The following is a 24023-nucleotide window of genomic DNA, read 5'->3' on the forward strand; positions in this document are numbered from 1 at the left end:
GGTCGGCCGTGTCCAAGGCACTCGACGGCATTCGCGTCCTCGACATGACGCACGTTCAGTCCGGGCCCTCCGCAACCCAGTTGCTCGCCTGGCTCGGTGCGGACGTGATCAAGCTGGAGGCGGTGAGCGGTGACATCACGCGGCGTCAGCTGCGGGACGTCCCGGACGCCGACTCGCTCTACTTCACGATGCTCAACTGCAACAAGCGCAGCATCACCCTGAACACCAAGACCCCGCGGGGAAAGGAGCTGCTCACCGAGCTGATCGCCCGCAGCGACGTCCTGGTGGAGAACTTCGGGCCCGGCGCGGTCGACCGGATGGGCTTCACCTGGGAGCGCATCCGGGAGATCAACCCGCGGATCGTCTACGCCAGCATCAAGGGCTTCGGCGAGGGCCCGTACACCGGTTTCAAGGCGTACGAGGTGGTGGCGCAGGCGATGGGCGGGGCGATGGCGACCACCGGCTTCGAGGACGGTCCGCCGCTGGCGACCGGCGCGCAGATCGGCGACTCCGGCACGGGCGTGCACTGCGTCGCGGGCATCCTCGCCGCGCTCTTCCAGCGCACCCGGACCGGCCGCGGCCAGCGGGTCAACGTCGCCATGCAGCACGCGGTGCTCAACCTGTGCCGGGTCAAACTGCGGGACCAACAGCGCCTCGCGCACGGCCCGTTGACGGAGTACCCGAACGAGGACTTCGGCACCGAGGTGCCGCGCAGCGGCAACGCCAGCGGCGGCGGTCAGCCGGGGTGGGCGGTGAGGTGCGCGCCCGGGGGACCGAACGACTACGTCTACGTGATCGTGCAGCCGGTCGGTTGGCGGCCGCTGACCGAGCTGATCGGCCGGCCGGAACTGGCCGAGGACCCGGACTGGGCGACGCCGGAGGCCCGGCTGCCCAAGCTGACGAAGGTGTTCCAACTGATCGAGGAGTGGAGCAGCACGCTGCCCAAGTGGGAGGTGCTGGCCAGGCTCACCGCCCGTGACGTCCCCTGCGGGCCGATCCTGTCGACCAAGGAGATCATCGAGGACCCCTCGCTGGCGGCCGACGGGATGGTGGTCGAGGTGGAGCATCCGCAGCGGGGCTCCTTCACCACGGTCGGTTCGCCGCTGAAGCTCTCCGACTCCCCCGTCGAGGTGCATCGTTCGCCGTTGTTGGGCGAGCACAACGCCGAGGTGTACGGCGCGGAACTGGGGTTGGGCGAGGCGGAACTGGAGCGGTTGAAGACGACGGGAGTGATCTGATGGTGCCTCAACGCGACGCGGTGGAACGGGTGTTGGCGGCGGTGCGCAGCGCGGGGCGGACCGTGCTCACCGCGCCCGAGGGCAAGGTGATCGCCGAGGCGTACGGGATCGCGGTGCCGGCCGAGGGGCTGGCGGAGACCTCCGAGGACGCGGTGGCGCTCGCCGACCGGATCGGCTTCCCCGTGGCGTTGAAGATCGTCTCGCCGGACATCCCGCACAAGACCGAGGCCGGCGGGGTGCGGACCGGACTGGGCTCGGCGGCCGAGGTGCGCGGCGCGTTCACCGCGATCGTGGCGAACGCGCGGGCGTACGCGCCGCAGGCCCGGATCATCGGCGTGCAGGTGCAACAGATGGTGACGGAAGGGCAGGAGGTGATCGTCGGGACGGTCACCGATCCGACGTTCGGGAAGGTCGTGGCGTTCGGGCTGGGCGGGGTCCTGGTGGAGGTGCTCAAGGACGTCACGTTCCGGCTCGCGCCGGCGACGGCCGCGGACGCGGCGTCGATGCTCGACGGCATCCGGGCGGCCGAGGTGCTGCGGGGCGTGCGCGGCGCCCCGGCGGTGGACCGTTCGGCGCTCGTCGACCTGATCGTCCGCACCTCCCAACTGGCCGCGGACTTCCCGGAGATGGCGGAGATCGACCTCAATCCGGTGTTCGCCTCGGCGGACGGCGCGACGGCCGCTGACGTGCGGATCCTGTTGGGCACGGGGGCGCCGCCGCAGCGCCCGCGCCACGGTCGGGACGAGATCCTCGCCGCGATGCGGCGGCTGATGCGCCCGCGCTCGGTGGCGGTCATCGGGGCCTCCGGCACACCGGGCAAGATCGGCCACTCGGTGCTGCGCAACCTGCTCGACGGCGGCTTCCCCGGCGAGATCCATCCGGTGCACCCCACCGCCGACGACGTCCTGGGCCGCAAGGCGTACCGGTCGGTGCTGGACGTGCCGGGCGAGGTGGACGTGGCGGTGTTCGCCATCCCCGCGCCCCTCGTGCCGGCGGCGCTGGAGGAGGTCGGCCGCAAGGGCGTGCCGAACGCCGTGCTGATCCCGTCCGGCTTCGCCGAGACCGGTGAACACGCCCTACAGGAACGGATCGTGGCGATCGGCGCGGAGTGGGGCGTCCGGCTGCTCGGACCGAACATCTACGGCTACTACTCGCCCTGGCAGGACCTGTGCGCCACGTTCTGCACCCCGTACGACGTCAAGGGCGGGGTGGCGCTGACCTCGCAGTCCGGCGGGATCGGGATGGCCGTCCTCGGCTTCGCCCGGACGACCCGCACCGGGGTCTCGGCGATCGTCGGGCTCGGCAACAAGGCGGACGTCGACGAGGACGACCTGCTCACGTACTTCGGCGAGGACCCGCACACCGACTGCATCGCGATGCACCTGGAGGACCTCAAGGACGGCCGGGCGTTCGTCGCGGCGGCCCGGGAGACCGTGCCGAAGAAGCCGGTGGTGGTGTTGAAGGCGGGGCGGACCGGCGCCGGGGCACGGGCCGCCGGCTCGCACACCGGCGCACTGGCGGGCGACGACGCGGTCTACGACGACGTCCTGCGGCAGGCCGGGGTGATCCGCGCGCCGGGCCTGAACGAGCTGCTGGAGTACGCCCGGGCGCTCCCGGTCCTGCCCGTCCCCCGGGGCGACAACGTGCTGGTCATCACCGGCGCCGGGGGCTCCGGGGTGCTGCTGTCGGACGCGCTGGTGGACAACGGGCTGCGGCTGATGGAGGTCCCCGCGGACCTCGACGCGGCGTTCCGACGCCTGATCCCGCCGTTCGGTTCGGCCGGCAACCCGATCGACATCACCGGCGGCGAGCCACCGGCGACCTACGAGGCGGCACTGCGGCTGGGGCTCTCCGATCCGCGGATCCATGCGCTGGTGCTGGGCTACTGGCACACCCTCGTCACTCCGCCGGCGGTCTTCGCCGAGCTGACCGGGCGGGTCGTCGAGGAGTTCCGGGCGCGCGGGATCGACAAGCCGGTGGTGGCCTCGCTGGCCGGGGACACCGAGGTGGAGGAGGCGGCCGCCCGGCTCTTCGCGCACGGCGTCGTCGCCTATCCGTACACCACCGAGAAGCCGGTGGCGGTGCTCGGCGCGAAGTACCGCTGGGCGCGGGCCGCGGGGCTGCTCGACACCTGAGGCCCGTCCTCCTGGAGCACCGGGAGAGCGGACCGAGGGCGCGCTGACCGGCTTTTTCGATTCCGAGGTGAACGGTATGGACGACGGCGGACGGCACGGCACGGCGACGACGGGAATCGCGTATCGGGAGGTCACCGACGCGAAGGGCCGGGTGTACCGGATCGGGGAGACCGACCGGGAGCTGCTCGGCGGTCACTCACGGAAACTGATGGTGTATCTGCCGTGGTTGGCGATGATGGCCATCAGCGTCTCCGAATACGCCTACGGATCGGCCGAGGGCACCCTGTCGCACGCCCACGGCTGGTCCCAGAGCGACACCTTCTGGATCCTGAGCGTCTGGGTGTTCTTCCAGGCCGGGATCGCCTTCCCGGCGGGCTGGTTACGGGAGCGCGGGCTGCTGACCGCGCGCCGCGCCATGTTCGTCGGGGCGGCGCTCAGCCTGGTGGGCTTCGTGGCCCTGGGGCACCTTCACGACGTGCTGGCCGCGATCTGCGGCTTCGGGGTCGTCGGCGGCATCGGCTCCGGACTCGTCTACGCCACCTGCATCAACATGGTCGGCAAGTGGTTCCCGGAGCGGCGCGGCGCGAAGACCGGATTCGTCAACGGTGGATTCGCCTACGGCGCGCTGCCGTTCATCTTCGTCTTCAACTACGCCTTCGACACCTCGGACGTCACCGAGGTGCTGGACGGCATCGGGGTCTACGTGCTCCTGGTGGTCGCGGGCTGTGCCTGGTTCTTCAAGGACCCGCCGAAGAACTGGTGGCCCGTCGACGTCGCCCCGCCGCACACCGACGACCCCGGGCGGCGCCCCGCGTACCTGGTGAAGAACCCGCCGGCGGTCCGCCAGTTCACGCCCAAGGAGGCGATCCGCAGCGGCATGCTGCCCCTGATGTGGGTGAGTGTGGTGCTGACCGCCGGCGTCTCGATCTTCGGGATCTCGTTCCAGGTGGACTTCGCGAAGGAGGTGGGGTTCGGCCCGCTGGTCGCCGCCTCGTCGATGGGCGTGATGTCGGTCGTCAACGGCGTCGGGCGGGCCGCGGTCGGCTGGCTGTCGGACCTGTGGGGCCGCAAGACGACCCTGGTCGTGGTCATCGTGGTCCTGGGCCTGGCGCAGTTCGGGGTGTTGTGGGCCGGGGAGCTCCACAGCCAGTGGCTGTTCCTGGTCTTCGCCTTCCTCTCCGGCTTCGGCGGCGGGGCCTTCTATCCGCTCTTCGCGGCCCTGACCCCGGACTACTTCGGCGAGAACTACAACGCCTCCACCTACGGACTGGTCTACAGCGGGAAGTTGATCAGCGGTCTGTTCGGCGGCGGACTGGGCTCGATGGTGGTCGGTGCCTGGGGGTACGACGGCGCGTACCTGCTGGCGGGCGGCCTGTCCCTGGTGGCGGCGGCGTTCACGTTGTTGCTGCACCAGCCGGGCCGCCCCCGCCTGCGGGACGTGGCGCCCAATCCCCGGCCGATCAGCCGCGAAATGACGTGAGCGGACGGCGACACGTTCGGGTGCTTTCCAGGGCAGTTGGGAACCGTGCCGTGTCCTGGGGGCGGCAAGTCCGTTTGGGTGAGTGCCGACGGGGAGCGTGCCGGGCGCGAGAGTGCCCGGCCGGTACGACCGTCGCGCCGGCGGAAGACACCGCTCGATCACTGACCCAGAAAGGGACTGTCCACCATGACGTACTCCAAGGCCGCTGCGGTTGTTGCCGGCGCGGTGATGGCACTGGGCGTCGCCGCCCCCGCGTTCGCCGACGGCCACCGGGGGGTCGCGGCAGCGGCCGACAACCTCCTCAACAACGACACGGTCTCCAAGGGCGTCGTCAAGAAGCCCAACGTCAACGTCGACGCCGTGGTCAACGCCGTCGCCAAGACCGCGGACAAGCTGAAGCCGACCCAGGGCGGCGCGCCCAAGGCCCCGGTCCGCCGGACCGCCCGCACGCACCACTGACGGTCGCGCCCGCGCGGCGCCCGCACGACGAACGCCCCGTCCCTGCCGCGGCAGGGGCGGGGCGTCTCGCTGCCTCGGCGGCGCACCCCGGGGCGGGACCCGGGCGTGGACCGAACGTGCGGGGCGCGGGCCTAGAACGCCTTCGCGTCGCCGCCGCTCACGGCCCGGTCGGCGATGGCGCGGTGGTGCTGGACGACTTCTCCGATGATGAAGTTGAGGAACTTCTCGGCGAACGCCGGGTCCAGGCGGGCGTCTTCGGCCAGGCGGCGCAGGCGGGCGATCTGGGCGGACTCGCGGGCCGGGTCGGCGGGCGGCAGGCTGTGCCGGGCCTTGAGTTCACCGACCTGCTGGGTGCACTTGAAGCGCTCGGCGAGCAGGTGCACCAGCGCGGCATCGAGGTTGTCGATGCTGCCGCGCAGGTAGAGCAGCCGCTCGCGGGCCGCCTCGTCCGCGACGGAGGCCGCGTCGCCGGCCGCCGGTGCTGTCCCTTCGCTCATGTGCGTCTCGCCGTTCCTGGTCGGTTCGTGGTGGTGCGTCCCTGATCAGCTGGTGCGTGATCGCCTGCACCCTACCCGTCGGCGGGCCGGTCCTCGCCGCTGGTCTCGCGGATCGGACGGGGCACCGCCGACAGGGGCGAGGATCGGCCATCCGCGGTAGCGGCCGGCTCAGGCGTCCTCGCGGTCGCGTTCGTGGTACATCCGCCGGGTGTGCTCGGTGTGCGCGCGCATCACGGAGGTGGCGCGGGCCCCGTCGCCGTCGGCGATCGCGGCGATCAGTTCGCGGTGCTCGACCCAGGACCGCTGGCCGCGCTGCCGGGCGACCGGGGTGTAGTACCAGCGCACCCGGCGTCCGACCTGCGCGGCGAGTTCGGCGAGCACGGCGTTGCCGGCCAGCTCGGTCACCTTGGCGTGAAACGCCGCGTTGAGCGCCACCGCGGCATCGACGTCATCGTCCTGGACGGCGCGCTCGCCCTGCTCGCAGAGCCGCTCCAGTGCGGCGATCCCGGTCGGGTCGGCATGGGTCGCGGCGAGCCGGGCGGCCTCGGCCTCCAGCAGCGTGCGGACCGTCAGGAGCTGGTCCGCCTCCTCCTCGGTCGGCTCGTGGACGAAGGCGCCCTGGGCGGGGCGCAGATCGACCCAGCCGTCGGTGTTCAGCCGCTGGAGCGCCTCGCGGACCGGCTGGCGGGAGACCCCGAGGTGACCGGCCAGTTCGCTCTCGACCAGGTGCTGGCCGGGGCGCAGCGCACGGGTGGTGATCAGGTCGAGCAGTGCCTCGTAGACGCGCTCGCGCAGCGGTCCGGGACGTTCGAGCTTCGGTACGGCGCCCTGCGGCAGACCTCTGGACAGCATCGGGGTCCCCTCCGTAATTGGCTATCGTCTACAGTCTACTGAGCGCTTCCGTTCCGCCACAGGCCACCGCGGCGATCCGCCGGGACGGTCCGCACGGCGGAGGCGGACGAACGCCCGCGCCGGACAAGGGACATCGGCAACCACGGCCACCACCTCAGACAGAACCGGGGCTGATCAGACATGGGACGGGTCACCGAGCGACGCCGCGTCATCCGGATCCGCGACGGTGCGGTGAGCAGCCGCCCGGACACCCTGGTCGTCGAGGAGCCGTTGGAGATCCGGCTGAACGGCAAGTCACTGGCGATCACCATGCGCACCCCGGGCGACGACTTCGCGCTAGCGGCGGGCTTCCTGGTCAGCGAGGGCGTCCTGGCGCGCGCCGACGAGGTGGCGAACATCGTGTACTGCGCGGGCGCGACGAGCGGCGGCGCCCCCGGATCGGACGGGGAGCAGACCGCCGGCGGCAACAGCTACAACGTCGTGGACGTCCGGCTGGCGGCCGGGGTCGCCGTCCCCGACCTCACGCTGGAGCGGAACTTCTACACGACGTCGTCGTGCGGGCTGTGCGGCAAGGCCAGTCTGGACGCGGTGCGCACGACGGCCCGCTGGAGCCTGGACACGGCCGCGGAGCCCGCGCTGCGGATAGCCCCGGAGACGTTGGCGGGCCTGCCCGACCGGTTGCGGGCCGCCCAGCGCGTCTTCGAGCGGACCGGCGGGCTGCACGCGGCGGCGCTCTTCACCGCGGACGGCGAACTGCTCGACGTCCGCGAGGACGTGGGGCGGCACAACGCGGTGGACAAGGTCGTCGGGCGGGCGGTGCAGGAGGGTCGGCTGCCGCTGTCGTCCTGCGTGTTGATGGTCTCCGGGCGGGCCTCGTTCGAGTTGGCGCAGAAGGCCGTGATGGCCGGCATACCGGTGCTGGCCGCGGTCTCCGCACCCTCCTCGCTCGCCGTCGACCTCGCCGTCGAGAGCGGTCTGACCCTGGTCGGCTTCCTCCGCGGGAAGTCGATGAACGTCTACGCGGGCGCGCACCGGCTGGCGCTGGACACCACGGCAAGCGCGGGCTGAGGCCGCCCGGCGCGCCTCGGCGGCGCAGCCCTGGGGCTCACTCCCCCGGCGTCACGATCCGGGTCAACAGGGCGATCAGTTGCGCGCGCTCCTCGTCGGTCAGTGCGGCGGTGAGTGCGGCGTTGGCCTCGTCGCCGAGCCGCTGCGTGCGGTGCAGTCGCCGTTCCCCCTCCGCCGAGATCTCGACGGCGTTCTTCCGACGGTCCTTGGGGTCGGGGGTGCGGGTGACCAGCCCGTCCTCTTGGAGGTCGTTGACGAGCGCGACGACGTCCTTGGGGTCGATGCCGACGGTCCGCCCCAGTTCCGCCTGGGAGACGGGGCCGAGTTCGGCGACCGCGCACAGTACGGCGTGGTGCATCATCCGCAGGCCCTCGGTGGCGAGCGCCTCGGCGACGAGCCGGTGGCCGCGGGCGGCGGCGCGGCCCAGCAGCCAACTGGGCAGGGTGCGGATCCGGCTGGGGGCGTAGGGGGCGGGGGTGTCGGCCATGGGGGCACCGTACCCGGGAATCCGTGGGGTCCACCAACGTAGGGCTCCCCCATGAAAAACCATTGGCAGACCCAACGGTTCGCGCGTATCGTTGGGGCACCCAATGAAACCGGTCGCGGTGCGACCACCCTTCCCCGGAGGTGACGGCCCGTGCGCCGTGTCCGCTACCACGCCTACGGCGGCCCCGAGGTCCTGCGCCTGGAAGAGGCCGCGGACCCGACACCCGGCCCCGGCGAACTCCTCGTCCGCACCGAGGCGATCGGCGTCACCCTGCCGTCGGTGCGCCGGGTGCGCGGCGACGGCAAGGGCGGCGGCGACCCCCTGCCCGGCGTGATCGGCGGCGAGATCGCGGGCGAGGTGATCGCCCTGGGCCCGGACGTCACCGACGTCGCGGTCGGCGACCGGATCACCTCCCTCACCTTCACCGGCTCCTACGGCGACCTGGCCCTCGCGCCGGCCGCCCTGGCCAGCCGCATCCCCGACGGCGCGAGCGCGGTGCAGGCCGTGGCGTTGGTGCGCAGCGGGCACGTGGCGCTGGCCGCGCTCAGCACCGCCGCACCGTCCCCCGCCGAGTCCGTACTGATCACCGGGGCGGCCAGCGGCACCGGCCACCTCGCCGTCCAACTGGCCAAGCTCCAGGGCGTGTCGCGGGTGGTGGCCGCGGTCGGCTCGCCGGCCAAGGCGGAGTTCCTGTACGGGCTGGGCGCCGATGACGTGGTCACCTACGACCGGGAGTCCTGGGGCGAGCCGGTCGACGTCGTGCTGGACGGGGTGGGCGGGGACCTGCTGCCGCGGGCGCTGGCCGCGCTGGCGCCGGGCGGGCGGCTGGTGTTCTTCGGCTCCGGCGGCGGCACGGTCCCGGCGTACGAGCTGCTCGCCGGCGCGAAGACCATCACCGGGCTGACCATGCGGCGCTTCGCCACCGTGCACCGCGCGCGGTACGCGCAGCACCGGGCGCAGCTGTGGGAGCTGGCCACCGCCGGCCGGCTGCGCGCCGTGGTCCACGCCGAACTGCCGTTGGCGGACGCCGCGAAGGCCCACGCGATCATCGAGGCGCGGGCCAACCTCGGGAAGGTGGTGCTCCGACCGTGACCGGCCGGGCCTCGGCCCCGGCCGAAGCGGGCGCACCGGTTCCGCCCCACCGGTCCCGCACGGCGCACACGGCGCAGCGCTTCCGGCCCGGGAGAGTGAATTCCGGGCCGGGCGCGGAGAACCGACGCAGGCTCCTTGTCGCGCTCCCCGCACGGCAGTAGCTTCCGTCGCATCTGCACATAGGACGTTGGATGTCCTGATGACCCGACCCGATGCCTCGAAGGGCAGGCCGGACCATGACGTCAGATCTCCGCGCGCACCCCCTCCCCCGCCGCAGACCCCGGCGCCGCCGCGCCCCGTCCGCCGTCGCCGCGCTCACCGCCACCGCGCTCGCCGCCCTGGCGACCGCGCCCGCCCGGGCCGCCACCGACGCCCCGTCGGGCGGCTTCGCGCAGCAGGTCCTCTTCAAGGCGGCCCACGAGAAGGGCTACGCGTGCTTCCGTATACCCGCCATCGTGCGAACCGTCCGCGGCACCCTGCTCGCCTTCGCCGAGGGCCGGGTGCACGACTGCGGGGACGCCGGCGACATCGACCTCGTCCTCAAACGCTCCACCGACGGCGGCCGGACCTGGGGCCCGCTGGAGGTCGTCAACCACGGCGACGGCGACACCCACGGCAACCCGGCACCGCTGGTGGACCGCCGCACCGGCCGGATCGTCCTCGCCGAGACCTACAACAAGGGCCGCACCGACGGCCTGAGTTGCGACGTCCCCTGCGACCGCACCCCGCACCTCCAGTACAGCGACGACGACGGCGCCACCTGGTCCGCGCCCCGCGACCTGACCCGCAGCATCCGCCCGCGCCAGTGGAACTCCTGGTACGCCACCGGGCCGGTGCACGGCATCCAGCTCGCCCACGGACGGCACGCGGGGCGGCTGGTCTTCGGCGTCAACGCCGAGAGCTACGCGGGCAACCGGATCACCGCCAACCACGCCGCCCTCGTCCACAGCGACGACGGGGGCGCCACCTGGAAGGTCGGCGCACTGGACAGCTGGCCGATCGCACCGGACGGCACCTTCCGGCAGAAGCCGTCGGAGATGACCCTCCTGGAGCGCTCCGACGGCTCGCTCTACGTCAACGGCCGCGACCAGGACGGCACCGACCTCGGCAACCGCACCGCCGCGGTCAGCCGGGACGGCGGCGACACCTTCACCACCCCCTTCCGCGCCCTCCCCGACCTCTACGCCCCGATGGTGCAGGCGTCGGCGCTGCGCCTGCCCCGCTCGACCGCCGCCGCCGGACCCGGTCGCACCCTGCTCGCCGCCCCCGCCGACCCCGACCGCCGCCGGACGATGACCCTCCGGTCCTCCTACGACGAGGGCCGCACCTGGGAGGGCGTGGACCGGGGCGCCCGGGTCACCACCGACTGGTCCGGGTACTCCGACCTGGTCGCGATCTCCCCCACCGTCACCGGCCTGCTCTACGAGGGCGGCGCCGCCGACGCCCGGGACGAGATCCGCTTCGCCCGCTTCACCGAACAGTGGCTCGGTCCGCGCCGCGGCCCGGACCCGACCACGCCCGACCGGGCCCGCGGCGCCCGGCCGGCGCTGGTGCTCGGCGGCGCCCGGCTCACCGACGGCCCGTTCGGCCGCGCCCTGTCCTTCGACGGCACCGACGACGCGGTGCGCCTGCCCTACCGCGATGCGCTCCCGCTGGGCCGCGCGGACTTCACCTGCACCCTGTGGTTCCGCTACCGCGCCACCACCGGCGAACAGCCGCTGCTGTGGATGGGCGGCGTGGGCAGCCGGGCCCCGCAGGTCGCCGTCGAGGCCGATCCGGCGCACGGCCGGATCACCGCGCGGCTGACGGCCGTCGACGGCGCCCGGCCGCCGGCCACCGCCCAGGTCTCCGGCGTCGGTGCCGCCAACGACGGGAAGTGGCACCACCTCGCGGTGCGCCGGGCGGCCGGCCGGCTGCTGCTGACCGTGGACGGCACCGCGACCACCGGCACCGCCGACGTCCCCGGGTCGGTCAGCCGGACCACGACGTTCGGCGTGCACCTGGGCCAGCGGCCGGACGGCCGGGCCCAGTTCACCGGGGCGCTGGCGGAGGTCCGCGTCTACCGACGGGCCCTGACCGACGCCGAGCTCTCCCGGGTGCGGGTCGACGACGCGTCGGTGGCCGGCCCGTTGGTGCTCGGGCTGCCGCTGGACCGGGTGGCGGGCGGCCGCTGAGCGGCCCGGTCGGGTCCGGCCCCGCCGGGCCCGACCACCGGCCGCCCGTCGGCGTCCGCCTGTGCCGCGTACCGCTTGGCGAGCACCGCACACACCATCAGCTGCATCTGGTGGAACAGCATCAACGGCAGCACCGCCAGCCCCGCCTGGGCGCCGAAGAGGACGCTGGCCATCGGGAGCCCGGCGGCCAGGCTCTTCTTGGAGCCGGCGAAGGTGATCGCGATCCGGTCGGCCCGCGAGAAGCCCAGCTTCCGCGCGCCGTACGAGGTCAGCGTCAGCATGACCGCCAGCAGCACCGCCTCCACGCCCACCAGGCACAGCAGCCGCAGCGGGGAGACCTGGTGCCAGATGCCCTGCACCATGCCTGCGCTGAACGCGGCGTAGACGACCAGCAGGATCGAGCCGCGGTCGACGTAGCCGAGGACCTTCTTGTGCCGGGTGAGGAAACCACCCACCCAACGCCGCAGGGCCTGTCCGGCGAGGAACGGGAGCAGCAGTTGGCAGACGATCGACACCAGGGAGTGCGCGGAGAAGCCGCCGCCGTCGCCGTGCAGCACCAGCCCGGCCAGCAGCGGGGTGATGACGATGCCCACGATGCTGGAGAACGAGCCGGCGCAGATCGCCGCCGCGACGTTACCGCGGGCGATGGAGGTGAAGGCGATGGAGGACTGGACCGTCGACGGCACCAGGCACAGGAACAGCAGGCCGGTGTACAGCGCGGGCGGCAGTACCAGGGGCACCAGGCCGCGCGCGGCCAGGCCGAGCACCGGGAAGACCAGGAACGTGCAGGCCAGGGTGGTGAGGTGGAGGCGCCAGTGGCGCAGCCCGTCCATCGCCTCCCGGGTGGAGAGCCGGGCTCCGTAGAGGAAGAACAGCAGGGCGACGGCCCCGGTGGAGGCACCGTCCGCCGCGGTGGCGGCGGCGCCGCGGGCCGGCAGCAGGGCGGCCAGCCCGACCGTGCCGAGCAACGCGAGGAGGTAACCGTCCACGGGGAGCCAGGAGGGCAGGCGGAAGACAGGGCGGCGCATGGTCTCTCTTCGGGGTCGACGACTCACGGACGGTGGCATGGACGGTGCCCTCTCCAGACTGCCGGGCGGAACGGCGATCGGGAACCCCTCTCACCGTGGTCACTGTCATCATGAACTGCGATAATGACCGCGATAACGGGGAGCGTCGCCGCGACGGTCGCGCACGGCGGGACGGTGGGGACGCGTCGAGAGGGAGGCGTCACCGGTGTTCGAGCCCGCGCAACTGCGCACGTTCCTGGCCGTGGCCCAGACGCTGAGCTTCACCCAGGCCGCGCACCGGCTGGGACTGCGCCAGTCCACGGTGAGCCAGCACGTGCGCAAGCTGGAGGACGCCGCCGGGCGGCGGCTGTTCGCCCGGGACACCCACGCCGTGGAGCTGACCGAGGACGGCGAGGCGATGCTGGGGTTCGCGCGCACCATCCTGGAGGCCAACGAACGGGCGGCGAGCTTCTTCGCCGGGACCCGGCTGCGCGGGCGGCTGCGCTTCGGCGCGTCCGAGGACTTCGTGCTGACCCGGATGCCGGAGGTGCTGGAGGGGTTCCGGCGCGACCACCCCGAGGTCGACCTGGAACTGACCGTGGAGCTGTCCGGCACCCTGCACGAGTTGCTGGCGGCCGGCCGGCTCGATCTCGTCCTGGCGAAACGGCGACCGGAGGACCGGCAGGGCCGGCTGGTGTGGCGGGACCGGCTGGTGTGGGTGGGCGGCGAACGGCTGCGCCTGGACCCCCGGCGACCGGTCCCCTTGGTCGTTTTCCCGCCACCTGCGGTGACCCGGGCGCGAGCCCTGGAGGCGCTGGAGGGCCAGGGCCGGCAGTGGCGGATCGCCTGTACCAGCGGAAGCCTGAACGGGCTGATCGCGGCGACCCGGGCGGGGCTGGGCGTGATGGCCCACACGCTCGGGATGATCCCGCCGGGCCTGGTGCGGATACCGGCCCGGGCCGGGCTGCCGGAACTGGGCGGGGTGGACTTCGCACTGCTGCACGGGGAGCGCGCGGGGGCGGCGCGCGGCCCGGCGGAGGCGCTGGCCGAGGCGATCCTGGCGGGCGGCGACCGGCTGCAGATGCCGTAGCTCCCCGAGATCTCCCGGGAACCTCCCGCGGATCGTCGCAGCAGCTGGGAGGGGGTTTCCGGGCCGCTCCGACGTTGCGACAGATGCAGAGATTCGGTGCAGATCCGGTCCCGACCCGGTGTTCGTCCGGGCACGGATGGACCGGATATTGTCCGCGGTTACCCCAAGTAACCCGATTTCCCTGCCTGGCCGGTTCCGGCTACTCCCCCGGCACGGCGTGGTAGCGCACTCCCGCCCACCGCCCCCGTGGGGTACGGTCGCGGCCTTGTGAGGAGCACCACGAGGAGCTGGGCAATTGCGCGAGTTCACCGTCCCCCCTTTGGCGACCGCGCCCCGGGTCGGCGGGCTGGCCGACTCGGTGTACGACAACGCGGAATCCGACCCCGGACGGACCGCGCTGGCACGTAAGGACGCCGCGGGGCAGTGGCAGAACGTCACCGCCGAGCAGTTCCGCGACGAGGTCATCGCGCTCGCCAAGGGCCTGCTCGCCGAGGGCGTGCGGTTCGGCGACCGGGTCGGCATCATGTCCCGCACCCGCTACGAGTGGACCCTCTTCGACTACGCCCTGTGGTCGATCGGCGCCCAGTCCGTCCCGCTCTATCCGACGTCGTCGGCGGAGCAGGTCTTCTGGATGCTGCACAACGCCGAGGTCTCGGCCTGCCTGGTGGAGCACGAGGACCACGCGATGACCATCGGTTCGGTCATCGGCAGACTCCCCCAGCTGCGGAAACTGTGGCAGTTGGACGCCGACCCGGTGGCCGAGCTGACGGCGGCCGGCGCGCACATCGACGACGAGGTGGTGCACCGGCACCGGATGGCGGTCACCCCGGAAGCCGTCGCGACGATCATCTACACCTCGGGCACCACCGGCCGCCCCAAGGGCTGCGTGATCACCCACGCCAACTTCATGGCCGAGGCCGACAACATCGTGCTGCGGTACGACAAGGTCTTCCGCTCCAAGCCCGGCGACGAGGCGGCGACCCTGCTCTTCCTGCCGCTGGCGCACGTCTTCGGCCGGATGGTGCAGGTCGCGGCGGTCCGCGGCCGGGTCAAGCTGGGGCACCAGCCGGAGCTCGCGGCCCGTGCGCTCCTGCCCGACCTCCAGAGTTTCCGCCCCACCTTCATCCTCGCGGTGCCGTACATCTTCGAGAAGGTGTTCGCCGCGGCCCGGCGGCGCGCGGAGACCGACGGCAAGGTCGGCCCGTTCGACAAGGCGGTCGAGGTCGCGGTCCGCTACGCGGAGGCGCTGGAACACAAGGCGTTCGGCACCGCCTCCGGCCCCGGCGCCGCCCTGCGGATGCAGCACCAGCTCTTCGACAAGCTGGTGTACAGCAAGGTCCGCGACGCGATGGGCGGGCGGGTGCGGCACGCGATGTCCGGCGGCTCGGCCATGGAACGCCGGCTCGGCCTGTTCTTCGCCGGCGCCGGCGTCCGGATCTTCGAGGGCTACGGCCTGACCGAGAGCACCGCGGCGGCCGCCGCGAACCCGCCGGAGCGGACCCGGTTCGGCACCGTCGGCACCCCGATCCCCGGCACCACCGTCCACCTCGCCGAAGACGGCGAGATCTGGCTCTACGGGGGCCAGGTCTTCCAGGGCTACCACAACGACGCCAAGGCCACCGACGCGGTGCTGCACGACGGCTGGTTCGCCACCGGGGACCTCGGCGCGGTGGACGAGGACGGCTACCTGACGATCACCGGCCGGAAGAAGGAGATCCTGGTCACCTCGGGCGGCAAGTCGGTCTCGCCGGTGCCGCTGGAGGAGCGGGTGCGGGCGCATCCGCTGGTCGCCCAGTGCATCGTCGTCGGCGACGACCGGCCGTTCGTCGCGGCGTTGGTGACGCTGGACCCGGAGGCGGTCGCCCACTGGCTGACGATGCGCGGCAAGCCGGAGATGCCGCCGCGCGACCTGGTGCGCGACCCCGACCTGGAGACCGAGATCCGGCGCGCCGTGGTCGCCGCCAACACCCTGGTCTCGCAGGCCGAGTCGATCCGCACGTTCCGGATACTGGCCCATCAGTTCACCGAGGAGCACGGGCTGCTGACGCCCTCGCTCAAGCTCAAGCGCAAGGCCATCGAGACGGCGTACGAGGCGGAGGTGGAGGCGCTGTACCGGGGGTGAGGCGGGGCGGGCGGACCCGCGGGCGAAATCCGTCCGCGTGCGCGGGAATGTCCGAGGACGGATGATCGTTGTCGGCACAGAACACGAAAACCGACGTAAGGATCGAATCCCCCGTGAGCACGGTTCCGTCCATCACGCTCAACAACGACGTCACGATGCCCCAGCTCGGTTTCGGTGTCTGGCAGATCCCCGACGACGAGGCGTTCGCCGCCGTCGGCCACGCCCTGGAGGCCGGGTACCGCAGCATCGACACCGCGGCCATCTACGGGAACGAAGTGGGTACCGGCAAGGCCCTCAGCGCCTCCGGCGTCGCGCGCGAGGAGCTCTTCGTCACCACCAAGCTGTGGAACTCCGAGCAGGGCTACGACGCCACCCTCCGCGCGTTCGACGCCTCGCTCGCCAAGCTCGGGCTGGACTACGTCGACCTGTACCTCATCCACTGGCCGCTGCCCTCCCGCGACACCTACGTCGACACGTACAAGGCGTTCGAGAAGATCTACGCCGACGGCCGCGCGAAGGCCATCGGGGTGTCGAACTTCCTCCCCGCGCACCTGGAGCGGCTGCTCGGCGAGACCTCCGTCGTCCCGGCGGTCAACCAGATCGAGCTCCACCCGCAGCTCCAGCAGGGCGAGTCCCGCGCCTTCCACGCCCGGCACGGCATCGCGACCGAGGCGTGGTCGCCGCTGGGCCAGGGCCGGGGCCTCCTGGAGGACGCGACGATCGCCAAGATCGCCGAGAAGCACGGCAAGACGCCGGCCCAGGTGGTCCTGCGCTGGCACCTCCAGCTGGGCAACGTCGTGATCCCCAAGTCCGCCACCCCATCGCGGATCCGGGAGAACTTCGACGTCTTCGGCTTCGCCCTGGACGACGCCGACCTGTCGGCCCTGGCCGGCCTGGACTCCGGCAACCGCCTCGGCCCCGACCCGGCCGCGTTCGACGTGGTCTGACCCGACCCGGCCGCGTTCGACGTGGTCCAGTGGTCTCAAGGCCCCGCAGCGGCGCCGTCCGTCCCGTCCGGGGCGGGCGGCGCCGCTGCGCGTCCGCGATCCCGGGTGCCGGTCGGCGCGGCGAAGCGGCGGCGTGAGCTGGCCGGACGCCGCCCCGAGTGGCGGGGGCGGCGGGTGGCGGCAAATGTGGAGAGGGGGCGGCCGCAGCACGACCCGGCCGCCGGGCGCTGCCGCTGGGCAGCTGAAACTCCGCGCCGAGGAGGCACCGATGCCCGACGTCACCACTCCCTACGCACCCGGGACACCCTGCTGGGTCGACCTGGCGGCCCCCGACCAGAAGGCCGCCATCGATTTCTACTCCGAGCTCCTCGGCTGGCGCGGGGAGGTCGGACCTCCGGAGACCGGCGGCTACGCGGTCTGCCACCTGAACGGCAGGCCGGTGGCCGGCATCATGGCCGCGGTCGCGATGGGCGACCAGCCCGCCCCGCCGACCGTCTGGACCACCTACCTGGCCAGCGCCGACGCGGAGGCCAGTCAACGGTCGGTGGAGTCCGCCGGCGGCACCGTGTTGATGCCGACCATGGACGTGATGTCGCTGGGTCGGATGTTCATCGCCGCCGACCCCACCGGAGCGGTCTTCGGCGTCTGGCAAGCGGTCGACTTCCCCGGTGCCGGTGTCGTCAACGAGGCCGGCGCGCTGATCTGGAACGAGCTCAACACCTCCGACCGGTCGGCCGCCTCCGCCTTCTACCGCGCGGCCTTCGGCATCGAATCCGCCACGATGGAGGGCGTGGAGCACTACTACGCGCTCCAGGTGAACGGGGGCGCCGTGGGCGGCATGCAGCCGATGCCGGAGCACCTGCCGGCCGACACGCCCTCGCACTGGCTGACGTACTTCGCGGTGGCGGACCCGGACGCGGCGGTCGCCAGGGTCACCGCGGCCGGCGGCAACGCGATCGTGGAACCGTTCGACATGGTCGCCGGCCGGATGGCCGTGCTCACCGACCCGCAGGGCGCGGTCTTCGCCCTGATCCGCCCGAAGCCGATGGAGTGAGCGGAAGCGGTGGCCCCGCCTCCACCGGCGAGGTGCCGGTGGAGGCGGGGCCACCGCCGGTGGAGTCGCGACGTCCCGGCCCCCGCACGAGGCGGGTGCCGGGACGGAACGGCGGCGCGAGCCTCACAGGCCGCCGACGCCGACGCCTTCGTTGCCGTTGGGGCCGACGCCGCCGACCCCGACCGTGCCCCTGGCGCCCACGCCGCCGACGCCGACGCCGTGGTCACGGCTGCCGTCGCCGACACCGCCGACCCCGACGCCTCCGCCGCCTCCGTCGCCGCCTTGCGCGTGCTGGGTGACGGCTGCAGGGGCCTGGGGCCGGTCGGGCGCGGCACTGGCTATGCCGGTGCTCAGGAATCCGGTGACGGCGGTGGCGGCCAGTACCGTGGCAATCGAGCGGAACATGATCAATCCCTTTCGCTGCCCCCCTCTTGTCCCGCTCATCCTCATCGCGGTCGGGGGGTTCCGCCGGTCGGTGCGGGCCATCGCGGTGACGTCGCCCGGTGTCGGTTGCGATCCGAAGGCGCTCCGCACCGCCCTGCGCGGAAGGGGCCCGGGGCCGTGCACGGGCCCGCTCCGGCGCTCCGTCACGCGGGCGCGACGAGTGCCTGCACGCCGTCGAGGACGCGTGCCAGGGCGAAGTCCAGCGGGTCGGCGGGGTCGGGGGTGAAGATCGGCGGCATCGACCAGTGGGTCTCGATCCGTGGCGAGGACCTCGCCAATCCGGTGGTCCTGGAGGTCCTGGACGGCCCGGGCGCGTCCAACCTGGTGTTCCTGCCGCGCACCCACGTGTGGGAGAAGCACTTCACGCTCGTGCGCTGGGACATGCGCGGCGCCGGCTTCACCTTCGCCGCCGGCGGCCCCGACGGACAGGGCGAACTCAGCCTCGAACGGCTCCACCGCGATGCGTTGGAGGTCACCGCGTACGTCCGGACCCGGCTCGGCGTGCCGAAGGTGCTGCTGCTCGCCAACTCCTTCGGCACCGTGCTCGGCCTGCGCCTGGCGCGCAACCACCCCGAGCTGTACTCCGGCTACGTCGGCACCGACCAGAACATCGTCGACGGCGGTCGCGAGCGCGCCGCGTACACCGCAGTGGTGGACCGGCTGCGGACGGCGGGAAAGCGGAAGGAGCTGGCCGCGGTGCTGGCCATGGGCGCCGACCGGCGGGCCTGGACGGTCCGGCAGGTCGCCGAGTTCAACAAGCTGGTCCTCACCAGCGACCCGCTGTCCTACGACACCATGAAGACCGTCGTGTTCCGCTCGCTGTGGTTCTCGCCCCTGCACACCCTGCGCGGCCTGCGGACCTACCTGAGGGCCATGAGCTTCTCCGAGCGGCTCCAGCTCCAGGCCGCGACCGTCGACGAACGCGCCGAAGGCACCACGTTCGCGATCCCGTTCTTCCTCTTCCAGGGCGACGGCGACGTGCTGACCCCGCCGGGGCCCGCCCGCCGGTTCTTCGACGACGTCAGCGCGCCCCACAAGGAGTGCGAACTGATCCGCGACGCCGGCCACTTCGCCGGCTTCCGGCACCCGGACCAGTTCCTCGACCTGATGCTCACCAAGGTCCGCCCGGCGCTCGCCGCTCCGCCACCGGCCGCCTGATATCCGCACGACGCCAGTGGCGGAGCCCGGCCCGTCGACGCCGGAACGAGCCGGACGTCGCAGCCGCCCGCACCCCGCCGTCGGCTACGACTCCAGGGCGCGAGCGGTGTGGACGGTCTGCGCCGAGAGCAGGAAGACGTCCGGGCGGCGGGTGATGCCGGCGGGGTCGTGGGGGTCGGTGAGTCGGGTGAGGGTGGTGACGTCCTCGGGGTCCAGTTGGTCGCCGTACTCCTCGGTGGCGCGGCTGAGATTGGCCTGGATGTAGTGGCGGGCGTCCTCGGCGAGCGGCGCCGGCAGGTCCAGCAGGAAGCTGCGGGTGCACGGCGTGCGCAGACCGGCGTTGGCCAGGAAGGCCGGCCAGTCCTCCAGGGCGTCGGTGGCGTCGGGCAGGGCGGCCCGCATGTCGGCGAACCAGTCCTCGGCGGCCGCGTCCAGGCGGGCCTGGAGTCCCGGGCGGCCGATGCCGATGTCGCGCGGCAGGAAGCGCGGCGCGAGGCCGCCCTCGCAGACCGCGAGCAGTCCGCCGGGCCGCAGGTGGCCGGCGAGGGCCGCCACCGCACCGCGCTGGTCGCCGACGTGGTGCAGCGCCTTGCTGGACCAGATCAGGTCGGCGCCGCCGAGCGGATCGAGGCCGTGCGGGACCTCGGCGCAGTGGGTGTGGATCCGGTCGCCCAGCCCGAGCCGCTCGGCGCGGGCGCGGGCCCGGTCCAACAGGGCCTCGGTGGCGTCCACCGCGCACACCTCGGCGTCCGGGAAGGCCAGTGCCAGCAGGCAACTGACCACGCCGGGGCCGCTGCCGACGTCCAGGATGCGGCGCACGGGCGCCGACCCACCATCGAGGGCGCCGGGGACGTCGGGACCGAGCAGTTCGCGGAGCCAGGCGGCGGCCTGCTCGTAGAGCGGGGTCTGGATCTCGGCGCCCCGTTCGAGGTGCGGACCGAGCACCTCCCAGTCGATGGTGGTGCCGTCCTGGCCGGCGTGGGAAGCGTGGTGGCCCGGGCTCGAAGGGCGCGGCGGGTTCGGGGGAAGGTGCCCGGGCACGGGGTGGTCGTGACTGCTCATGGCATCGAGCCTCCGGTACGGGGTGGGTGCCGGCAAGCGGCCGGGCCGGGTCGGCGGCCCGTGCGCGGCCCCTGGTTCCGGCCGGGGACGGGATCACCGTAGGGTCTTGGCCTGTGGGTACTCCGGGATGGATGCCGCCGACGGAGACCGAGCGGCGGCTGTATGAGGCGACGGCGCGTGGGGACGGAGACGGACAGGTCGCGGCGATCGCCGGCGAGGATCTGTACCTGGCGGTGCCGCAGCAGGGTCAGGAACCGCTGCCCGTCTACCACGATCCGGTGGCGGGCGGTAAGTGCATTCCCGTGCTGACGCGCGGCATGCTGCCGCCGTGGGAACCACAGCGACTTTTCGACCGCGTCACCGTCGAGGAACTGGCCCAGGACTGGCCCCACGACAAGTGGCGACTGGCCGTCAACCCGGGCACCCCGTACGCCTCGTACCTGTCCGCGACGCCGGCCCACCGTGCCGGCTGGTTGCGGATGCGGGCGCAGGTCGGGGCGCGGCCGGGCGGGCTCCTGGTGAGCCTCTCCCCTGGCCTGCACGGCATGGGAGGTGCTGCCGTCGGGGGGCCGCCGCACGGTCCGGTGGCGCGGGGGCTGGCCTGTGGGGCCCCGCTCGCCGTGCACCACAGCGTGCCCTGGAACGAGTTGGGGACGGCGTTCCTGGACTACTCGACGGACGCCGAGACGCTGCGCGCCCAGTGGTCGGTGGGCGACCCGGTGAGCTGGCAGCAGCGGTTCGAGCAGCTGCTCGGCGGGCAGTTCGTGCCGGCGGAGACCGAGACGGCGCTGCGCGCCCGCGCCCGGTCACGTGCCGGGGCGGAGCCCGCCGGGGACGCGGCGGCCGACGGCGGCGCCGCGCCCACGGTCCCGGAGCTGGTCGGCCGGTACGAGGAGCGGTTCCGGGCGGACGGGCTGCTGCCGGCCGACGGTCGGGTGGTGTCGCTGGTCGCGATGGACCTGGCGCACGCCGTGGGCCTGGTCCGCTGGGGCCTGGGCGCGCGGTTGTGCGCGCCGCCGCAGGCCGAGCAGGCGGTGGCGCGGGTGGCGGCGCGGGCCGCGGAGGTCTACGGCTCGTGGGAGGAGTTCGCCGCGGGCTACGCGCTCGGCCGGGTGCTGGCGTTCGACAACGGCTGGTTCGGGCCGGCGTACGGCGAGGCGGTGTACCTGCACCGGGTGCTGACGCAGGATCCGGCGTCGCCGTGGCGGACGCTGCCGTTCGCCTGACGGGGCCGGTTCACGCCCCCGGGTGGGTCGTCGGCCGGCGGCTCGCCGGCGGCCGACGTACCGGGGCATGATGCAGGACCGGGACCGGAGGATGCCGGACCGGTACGGCGCAGAGGACGGATGGGCGATGGACGGGAGCGGTATGGGGGGCGTCGCAGGGCGGCGGGCGGCCGGCGCGACGGAGGTCCGGCATGGGAGCTGAGACCGCACCGTCCGCGTCCCCGGTACGGACCGGAGCGCGGCGCCCGGCCCGCCGACCGCGCTGGAAGCGGTACCGCACGGCGTTGCGCCGGACGCCGCTGTCCGTGTGGCACGACGACGTGACGGACTACGCGGCGAGCCTGACGTACTACTCGGTGCTGGCGCTGCTGCCGTCGGCGATCCTCACCGTCTCGCTGATCGGGTTGGCCGATCCGGCCGGTACCGAGCAGTTGATCAACCGGCTCAGTTCGCTGGCGCCGGCCGAGTCGGGGGCGACCGTCCGGCACGCGCTGGTGGTGATGGCGCACCAGCGCACCGCCGCGTGGGTGGTGGTGGGCGGTGCGACGGTCAGTGCGCTGTGGTCGTCGTGCAGCTATCTGGCGGTGTTCCGGCGGGCCCTGCACGCCATGCACCGGACGAAGGACGACCGGCCGCCGTGGCGGAAGGCGCCGCGGATCATCGTCACCGCGCTGCTGTTGATGGCGCTGTTGATCTCCAGTGCGGTGGCGCTGCTGGTGAGCGGGCCGGTGGCGACGGCGTTGGGGCGCGCGCTGGGGTTCGGCGAAGCGGGCGAGACGCTGTGGAACGTGCTCCAGTGGCCGCTGTTGCTGGTGCTTGCGACGGTGCTGGCGATGGTGCTGTTCCGATCCGGGCCGCCGCACTCCCGCGGGGTGCGACGGGCCGGGCCGGGCGGGGTGCTGGCGGTGCTGCTGTGGCTGGTGTCATCGGCGGGTTTCGCGTTGTACGCGTCGTACGTCGGCACGTTCAACCGGCTGTACGGGTCACTGGCGGGGCCGGTGGTGTTCCTGATCTGGTTGTGGTTCTCGAACCTGTCGCTGCTGTCGGGCGCGCAGTTCAACGTGGAGCTGGCGCGGGCCGGACGGGTGATCGGGCCGCGCCGCCCGAGCTGACGCCGGAGCGGTCAGAGCCCGCCGTGTCCGGCGGCGATCTCCTCGATGCGGCGGGCCAGGCCGAAGTCGAGGTGGGTGATCCGGCCGCCGGCGCTGTGGGTGTTGACCGCGACGGTGAGCTGGTTGTACCCCAGGGTCAGCTCGGCGTGGTGGCCCAACTCCTCCTGGATCTGCGCGATGTGGATGACCATCGCGGCGGCCTGGAAGTGGCGGTCGAAGCGGTAGCTGCGGTTCAGCCGGTCCTCGTCGAGCGTCCAGCCGGGCAGGTCGAGGAGGCGGTCCTCGATCTCCGCGTCGTCGAGTGGTACCACCTGCGCGCCCATGTCGCCTCCCGCCGTGTGCCGGTCACCGCCGCTGGAACGCGGCAGTTACAGCCTGGCACGCCGGGGGCGGTTCCGCGTCCGGCAACGGGGTGCGGCCCTGGCCCGCCGCGCGTCGCAGCCGCCCCCGCCCCCCGAGTTACCCAGGGTAATGCCTGGCAGGTCGGCTACCGTCGGCGCCATGACGACTGCCACGGCGTTCGCGCCGGAAACCACGGGTGTGGGCACCCTGTTGCGCGAGTGGCGCGACCGGCGCCGGATCAGCCAGTTGGAACTGGCACTGCGCGCCGACTCCTCCGCCCGCCACATCAGCTTCATCGAGACCGGCCGCGCCCGTCCGAGCCAGGAGATGGTGCTGCGGCTGGCCGAACACCTCGACGTGCCCGTCCGCGAACGCAACGCCCTGCTGATCTCGGCCGGTTACGCCCCCGCCTTCCCGGAGACCCCATTGGACGACCCGTCGATGTCCGCCCTCCGGGCCGGCATGGACCGCCTCCTGGCCGGCTACGAGCCCTATCCCGCCCTGGTGGTCGACGGGACGTACCAGGTGCAGGCGGCCAACCGGGGCATCGGCGTACTCCTGGAAGGCGTCGATCCGGAACTGCTCCGCCCGCCGATGAACGCCATGCGGATCACCCTCCACCCGCGCGGCATGGCACCCCGCATCCGCAACTTCCCGGAGTGGCGGGAGCACCTCTTCGCCCAACTGGACCGGCAGTTGGCGCTCATGCGGTCGGCACCGCTGCGCGCGCTCCACGACGAGCTGCGCTCCTATCCGATGCCGGACGGCGAACACCGGGCCGCGGCCGCCGGCGAACACCCGCCGTTCGCCCTGCCGCTGGTGATCGAGCACCGCGGTGCGGTGCTGTCCTTCCTCTCGACCATCACCACCTTCAACACGCCGATGGACGTGACCGTTTCGGAGCTGGCGCTGGAGGCGTTCCTGCCGGCCGACCCCGAAACGGCCGCGCACCTGCGCGACGTCGCCGGGTGAGGGTG

Annotated in this window: 22 protein-coding genes; 15 read left to right on the plus strand and 7 right to left on the minus strand. The window is 73.0% G+C overall.

Annotation, left to right across the window (positions count from 1 at the left end; translation table 11 throughout):
* Positions 1–8 precede the first annotated feature (8 nt).
* From frc to ACLJT4_RS11800, 4 genes are all read left to right on the plus strand, one after another.
* A complete protein-coding gene (gene frc / locus ACLJT4_RS11785; protein ID WP_411122216.1) occupies positions 9–1238 on the plus strand; it encodes a formyl-CoA transferase in 1230 nt (409 codons plus the stop codon).
* Complete coding sequence (locus tag ACLJT4_RS11790) at positions 1238–3373, plus strand: acetate--CoA ligase family protein (protein ID WP_411122217.1); 2136 nt, start codon at positions 1238–1240, stop codon at positions 3371–3373. The genes frc and ACLJT4_RS11790 overlap by 1 nt, the downstream gene beginning before the upstream one ends.
* Before the next feature lie 76 nt (positions 3374–3449).
* Positions 3450–4853: an OFA family MFS transporter gene (locus tag ACLJT4_RS11795; RefSeq protein ID WP_411122370.1), complete on the plus strand. Its 1404-nt coding sequence runs from the start codon at positions 3450–3452 to the stop codon at positions 4851–4853.
* Positions 4854–5039: 186 nt separating this feature from the next.
* On the plus strand, positions 5040–5312 hold the full coding sequence (locus ACLJT4_RS11800) for a hypothetical protein (protein ID WP_411122218.1): 273 nt from the start codon (positions 5040–5042) through the stop codon (positions 5310–5312).
* A 131-nt stretch (positions 5313–5443) separates the two neighbouring features.
* Here ACLJT4_RS11800 and ACLJT4_RS11805 read toward each other — a convergent pair whose 3' ends face one another.
* On the minus strand, positions 5444–5809 hold the full coding sequence (locus tag ACLJT4_RS11805) for a chorismate mutase (RefSeq protein WP_411122219.1): 366 nt from the start codon (positions 5807–5809) through the stop codon (positions 5444–5446).
* Positions 5810–5977: 168 nt separating this feature from the next.
* Positions 5978–6661: a GntR family transcriptional regulator gene (locus ACLJT4_RS11810; RefSeq protein WP_411122220.1), complete on the minus strand. Its 684-nt coding sequence runs from the start codon at positions 6659–6661 to the stop codon at positions 5978–5980.
* A gap of 180 nt (positions 6662–6841) precedes the next feature.
* Here ACLJT4_RS11810 and fdhD point away from each other — a divergent pair, with 180 nt between their 5' ends.
* On the plus strand, positions 6842–7729 hold the full coding sequence (fdhD, locus tag ACLJT4_RS11815; RefSeq protein WP_411122221.1) for a formate dehydrogenase accessory sulfurtransferase FdhD: 888 nt from the start codon (positions 6842–6844) through the stop codon (positions 7727–7729).
* Between the two features lie 37 nt (positions 7730–7766).
* Here the strand turns inward: fdhD and ACLJT4_RS11820 are convergent, their stop codons facing one another.
* On the minus strand, positions 7767–8216 hold the full coding sequence (locus ACLJT4_RS11820) for a MarR family winged helix-turn-helix transcriptional regulator (RefSeq protein ID WP_411122222.1): 450 nt from the start codon (positions 8214–8216) through the stop codon (positions 7767–7769).
* Positions 8217–8366: 150 nt separating this feature from the next.
* On the opposite strand from ACLJT4_RS11820, the gene ACLJT4_RS11825 reads away from it, so the two are divergent.
* On the plus strand, positions 8367–9308 hold the full coding sequence (locus tag ACLJT4_RS11825; protein WP_411122223.1) for a quinone oxidoreductase family protein: 942 nt from the start codon (positions 8367–8369) through the stop codon (positions 9306–9308).
* Positions 9309–9544: 236 nt separating this feature from the next.
* Positions 9545–11482 (plus strand): exo-alpha-sialidase, encoded by a 1938-nt coding sequence (locus ACLJT4_RS11830; RefSeq protein WP_411122224.1) that lies wholly within the window; start codon positions 9545–9547, stop codon positions 11480–11482.
* On the opposite strand, the gene ACLJT4_RS11835 is transcribed toward ACLJT4_RS11830, so the two are convergent.
* Entirely contained in the window at positions 11368–12510 is a 1143-nt protein-coding gene (locus ACLJT4_RS11835; protein ID WP_411122225.1) for a bile acid:sodium symporter family protein, read from the minus strand. The two genes, ACLJT4_RS11830 and ACLJT4_RS11835, sit on opposite strands and share 115 nt — an antisense overlap.
* Before the next feature lie 205 nt (positions 12511–12715).
* Here ACLJT4_RS11835 and ACLJT4_RS11840 point away from each other — a divergent pair, with 205 nt between their 5' ends.
* From ACLJT4_RS11840 to ACLJT4_RS11855, 4 genes are all read left to right on the plus strand, one after another.
* The gene (locus tag ACLJT4_RS11840) at positions 12716–13579 is read left to right on the plus strand and encodes a LysR family transcriptional regulator (RefSeq protein WP_411122226.1); all 864 of its coding nucleotides are present in this window, start codon (positions 12716–12718) and stop codon (positions 13577–13579) included.
* A gap of 295 nt (positions 13580–13874) precedes the next feature.
* Positions 13875–15701, plus strand: a complete 1827-nt coding sequence (locus ACLJT4_RS11845; protein ID WP_411122227.1) for an AMP-dependent synthetase/ligase — start codon at positions 13875–13877, stop codon at positions 15699–15701.
* 113 nt (positions 15702–15814) lie between these two features.
* The gene (locus ACLJT4_RS11850; protein WP_411122228.1) at positions 15815–16648 is read left to right on the plus strand and encodes an aldo/keto reductase; all 834 of its coding nucleotides are present in this window, start codon (positions 15815–15817) and stop codon (positions 16646–16648) included.
* Between the two features lie 268 nt (positions 16649–16916).
* Positions 16917–17702, plus strand: a complete 786-nt coding sequence (locus ACLJT4_RS11855) for a VOC family protein (RefSeq protein ID WP_411122229.1) — start codon at positions 16917–16919, stop codon at positions 17700–17702.
* A 123-nt stretch (positions 17703–17825) separates the two neighbouring features.
* Here ACLJT4_RS11855 and ACLJT4_RS11860 read toward each other — a convergent pair whose 3' ends face one another.
* Positions 17826–18107 (minus strand): hypothetical protein, encoded by a 282-nt coding sequence (locus tag ACLJT4_RS11860; RefSeq protein WP_411122230.1) that lies wholly within the window; start codon positions 18105–18107, stop codon positions 17826–17828.
* A gap of 261 nt (positions 18108–18368) precedes the next feature.
* Here ACLJT4_RS11860 and ACLJT4_RS11865 point away from each other — a divergent pair, with 261 nt between their 5' ends.
* Positions 18369–19304 carry an alpha/beta fold hydrolase gene (locus ACLJT4_RS11865; RefSeq protein ID WP_411122231.1) on the plus strand — a complete coding sequence of 312 codons (936 nt, stop codon included), beginning with the start codon at positions 18369–18371 and terminating at the stop codon, positions 19302–19304.
* 84 nt (positions 19305–19388) lie between these two features.
* Here ACLJT4_RS11865 and ACLJT4_RS11870 read toward each other — a convergent pair whose 3' ends face one another.
* Positions 19389–20366 carry a class I SAM-dependent methyltransferase gene (locus tag ACLJT4_RS11870; RefSeq protein WP_411122232.1) on the minus strand — a complete coding sequence of 326 codons (978 nt, stop codon included), beginning with the start codon at positions 20364–20366 and terminating at the stop codon, positions 19389–19391.
* Positions 20367–20497: 131 nt separating this feature from the next.
* Here ACLJT4_RS11870 and ACLJT4_RS11875 point away from each other — a divergent pair, with 131 nt between their 5' ends.
* Positions 20498–21592, plus strand: a complete 1095-nt coding sequence (locus tag ACLJT4_RS11875) for a DUF1266 domain-containing protein (protein WP_411122233.1) — start codon at positions 20498–20500, stop codon at positions 21590–21592.
* Between the two features lie 191 nt (positions 21593–21783).
* On the plus strand, positions 21784–22704 hold the full coding sequence (locus ACLJT4_RS11880; RefSeq protein ID WP_411122234.1) for a YihY/virulence factor BrkB family protein: 921 nt from the start codon (positions 21784–21786) through the stop codon (positions 22702–22704).
* Positions 22705–22715: 11 nt separating this feature from the next.
* On the opposite strand, the gene ACLJT4_RS11885 is transcribed toward ACLJT4_RS11880, so the two are convergent.
* On the minus strand, positions 22716–23027 hold the full coding sequence (locus ACLJT4_RS11885) for a 4a-hydroxytetrahydrobiopterin dehydratase (protein WP_376556410.1): 312 nt from the start codon (positions 23025–23027) through the stop codon (positions 22716–22718).
* A 178-nt stretch (positions 23028–23205) separates the two neighbouring features.
* On the opposite strand from ACLJT4_RS11885, the gene ACLJT4_RS11890 reads away from it, so the two are divergent.
* Positions 23206–24018, plus strand: a complete 813-nt coding sequence (locus tag ACLJT4_RS11890; protein WP_165479671.1) for a helix-turn-helix domain-containing protein — start codon at positions 23206–23208, stop codon at positions 24016–24018.
* The last annotated feature ends 5 nt before the right edge of the window (positions 24019–24023 follow it).

The organism is Streptomyces sp. x-19 (assembly GCF_046549115.1).
Classification (GTDB): domain Bacteria; phylum Actinomycetota; class Actinomycetes; order Streptomycetales; family Streptomycetaceae; genus Streptomyces; species Streptomyces albulus_C.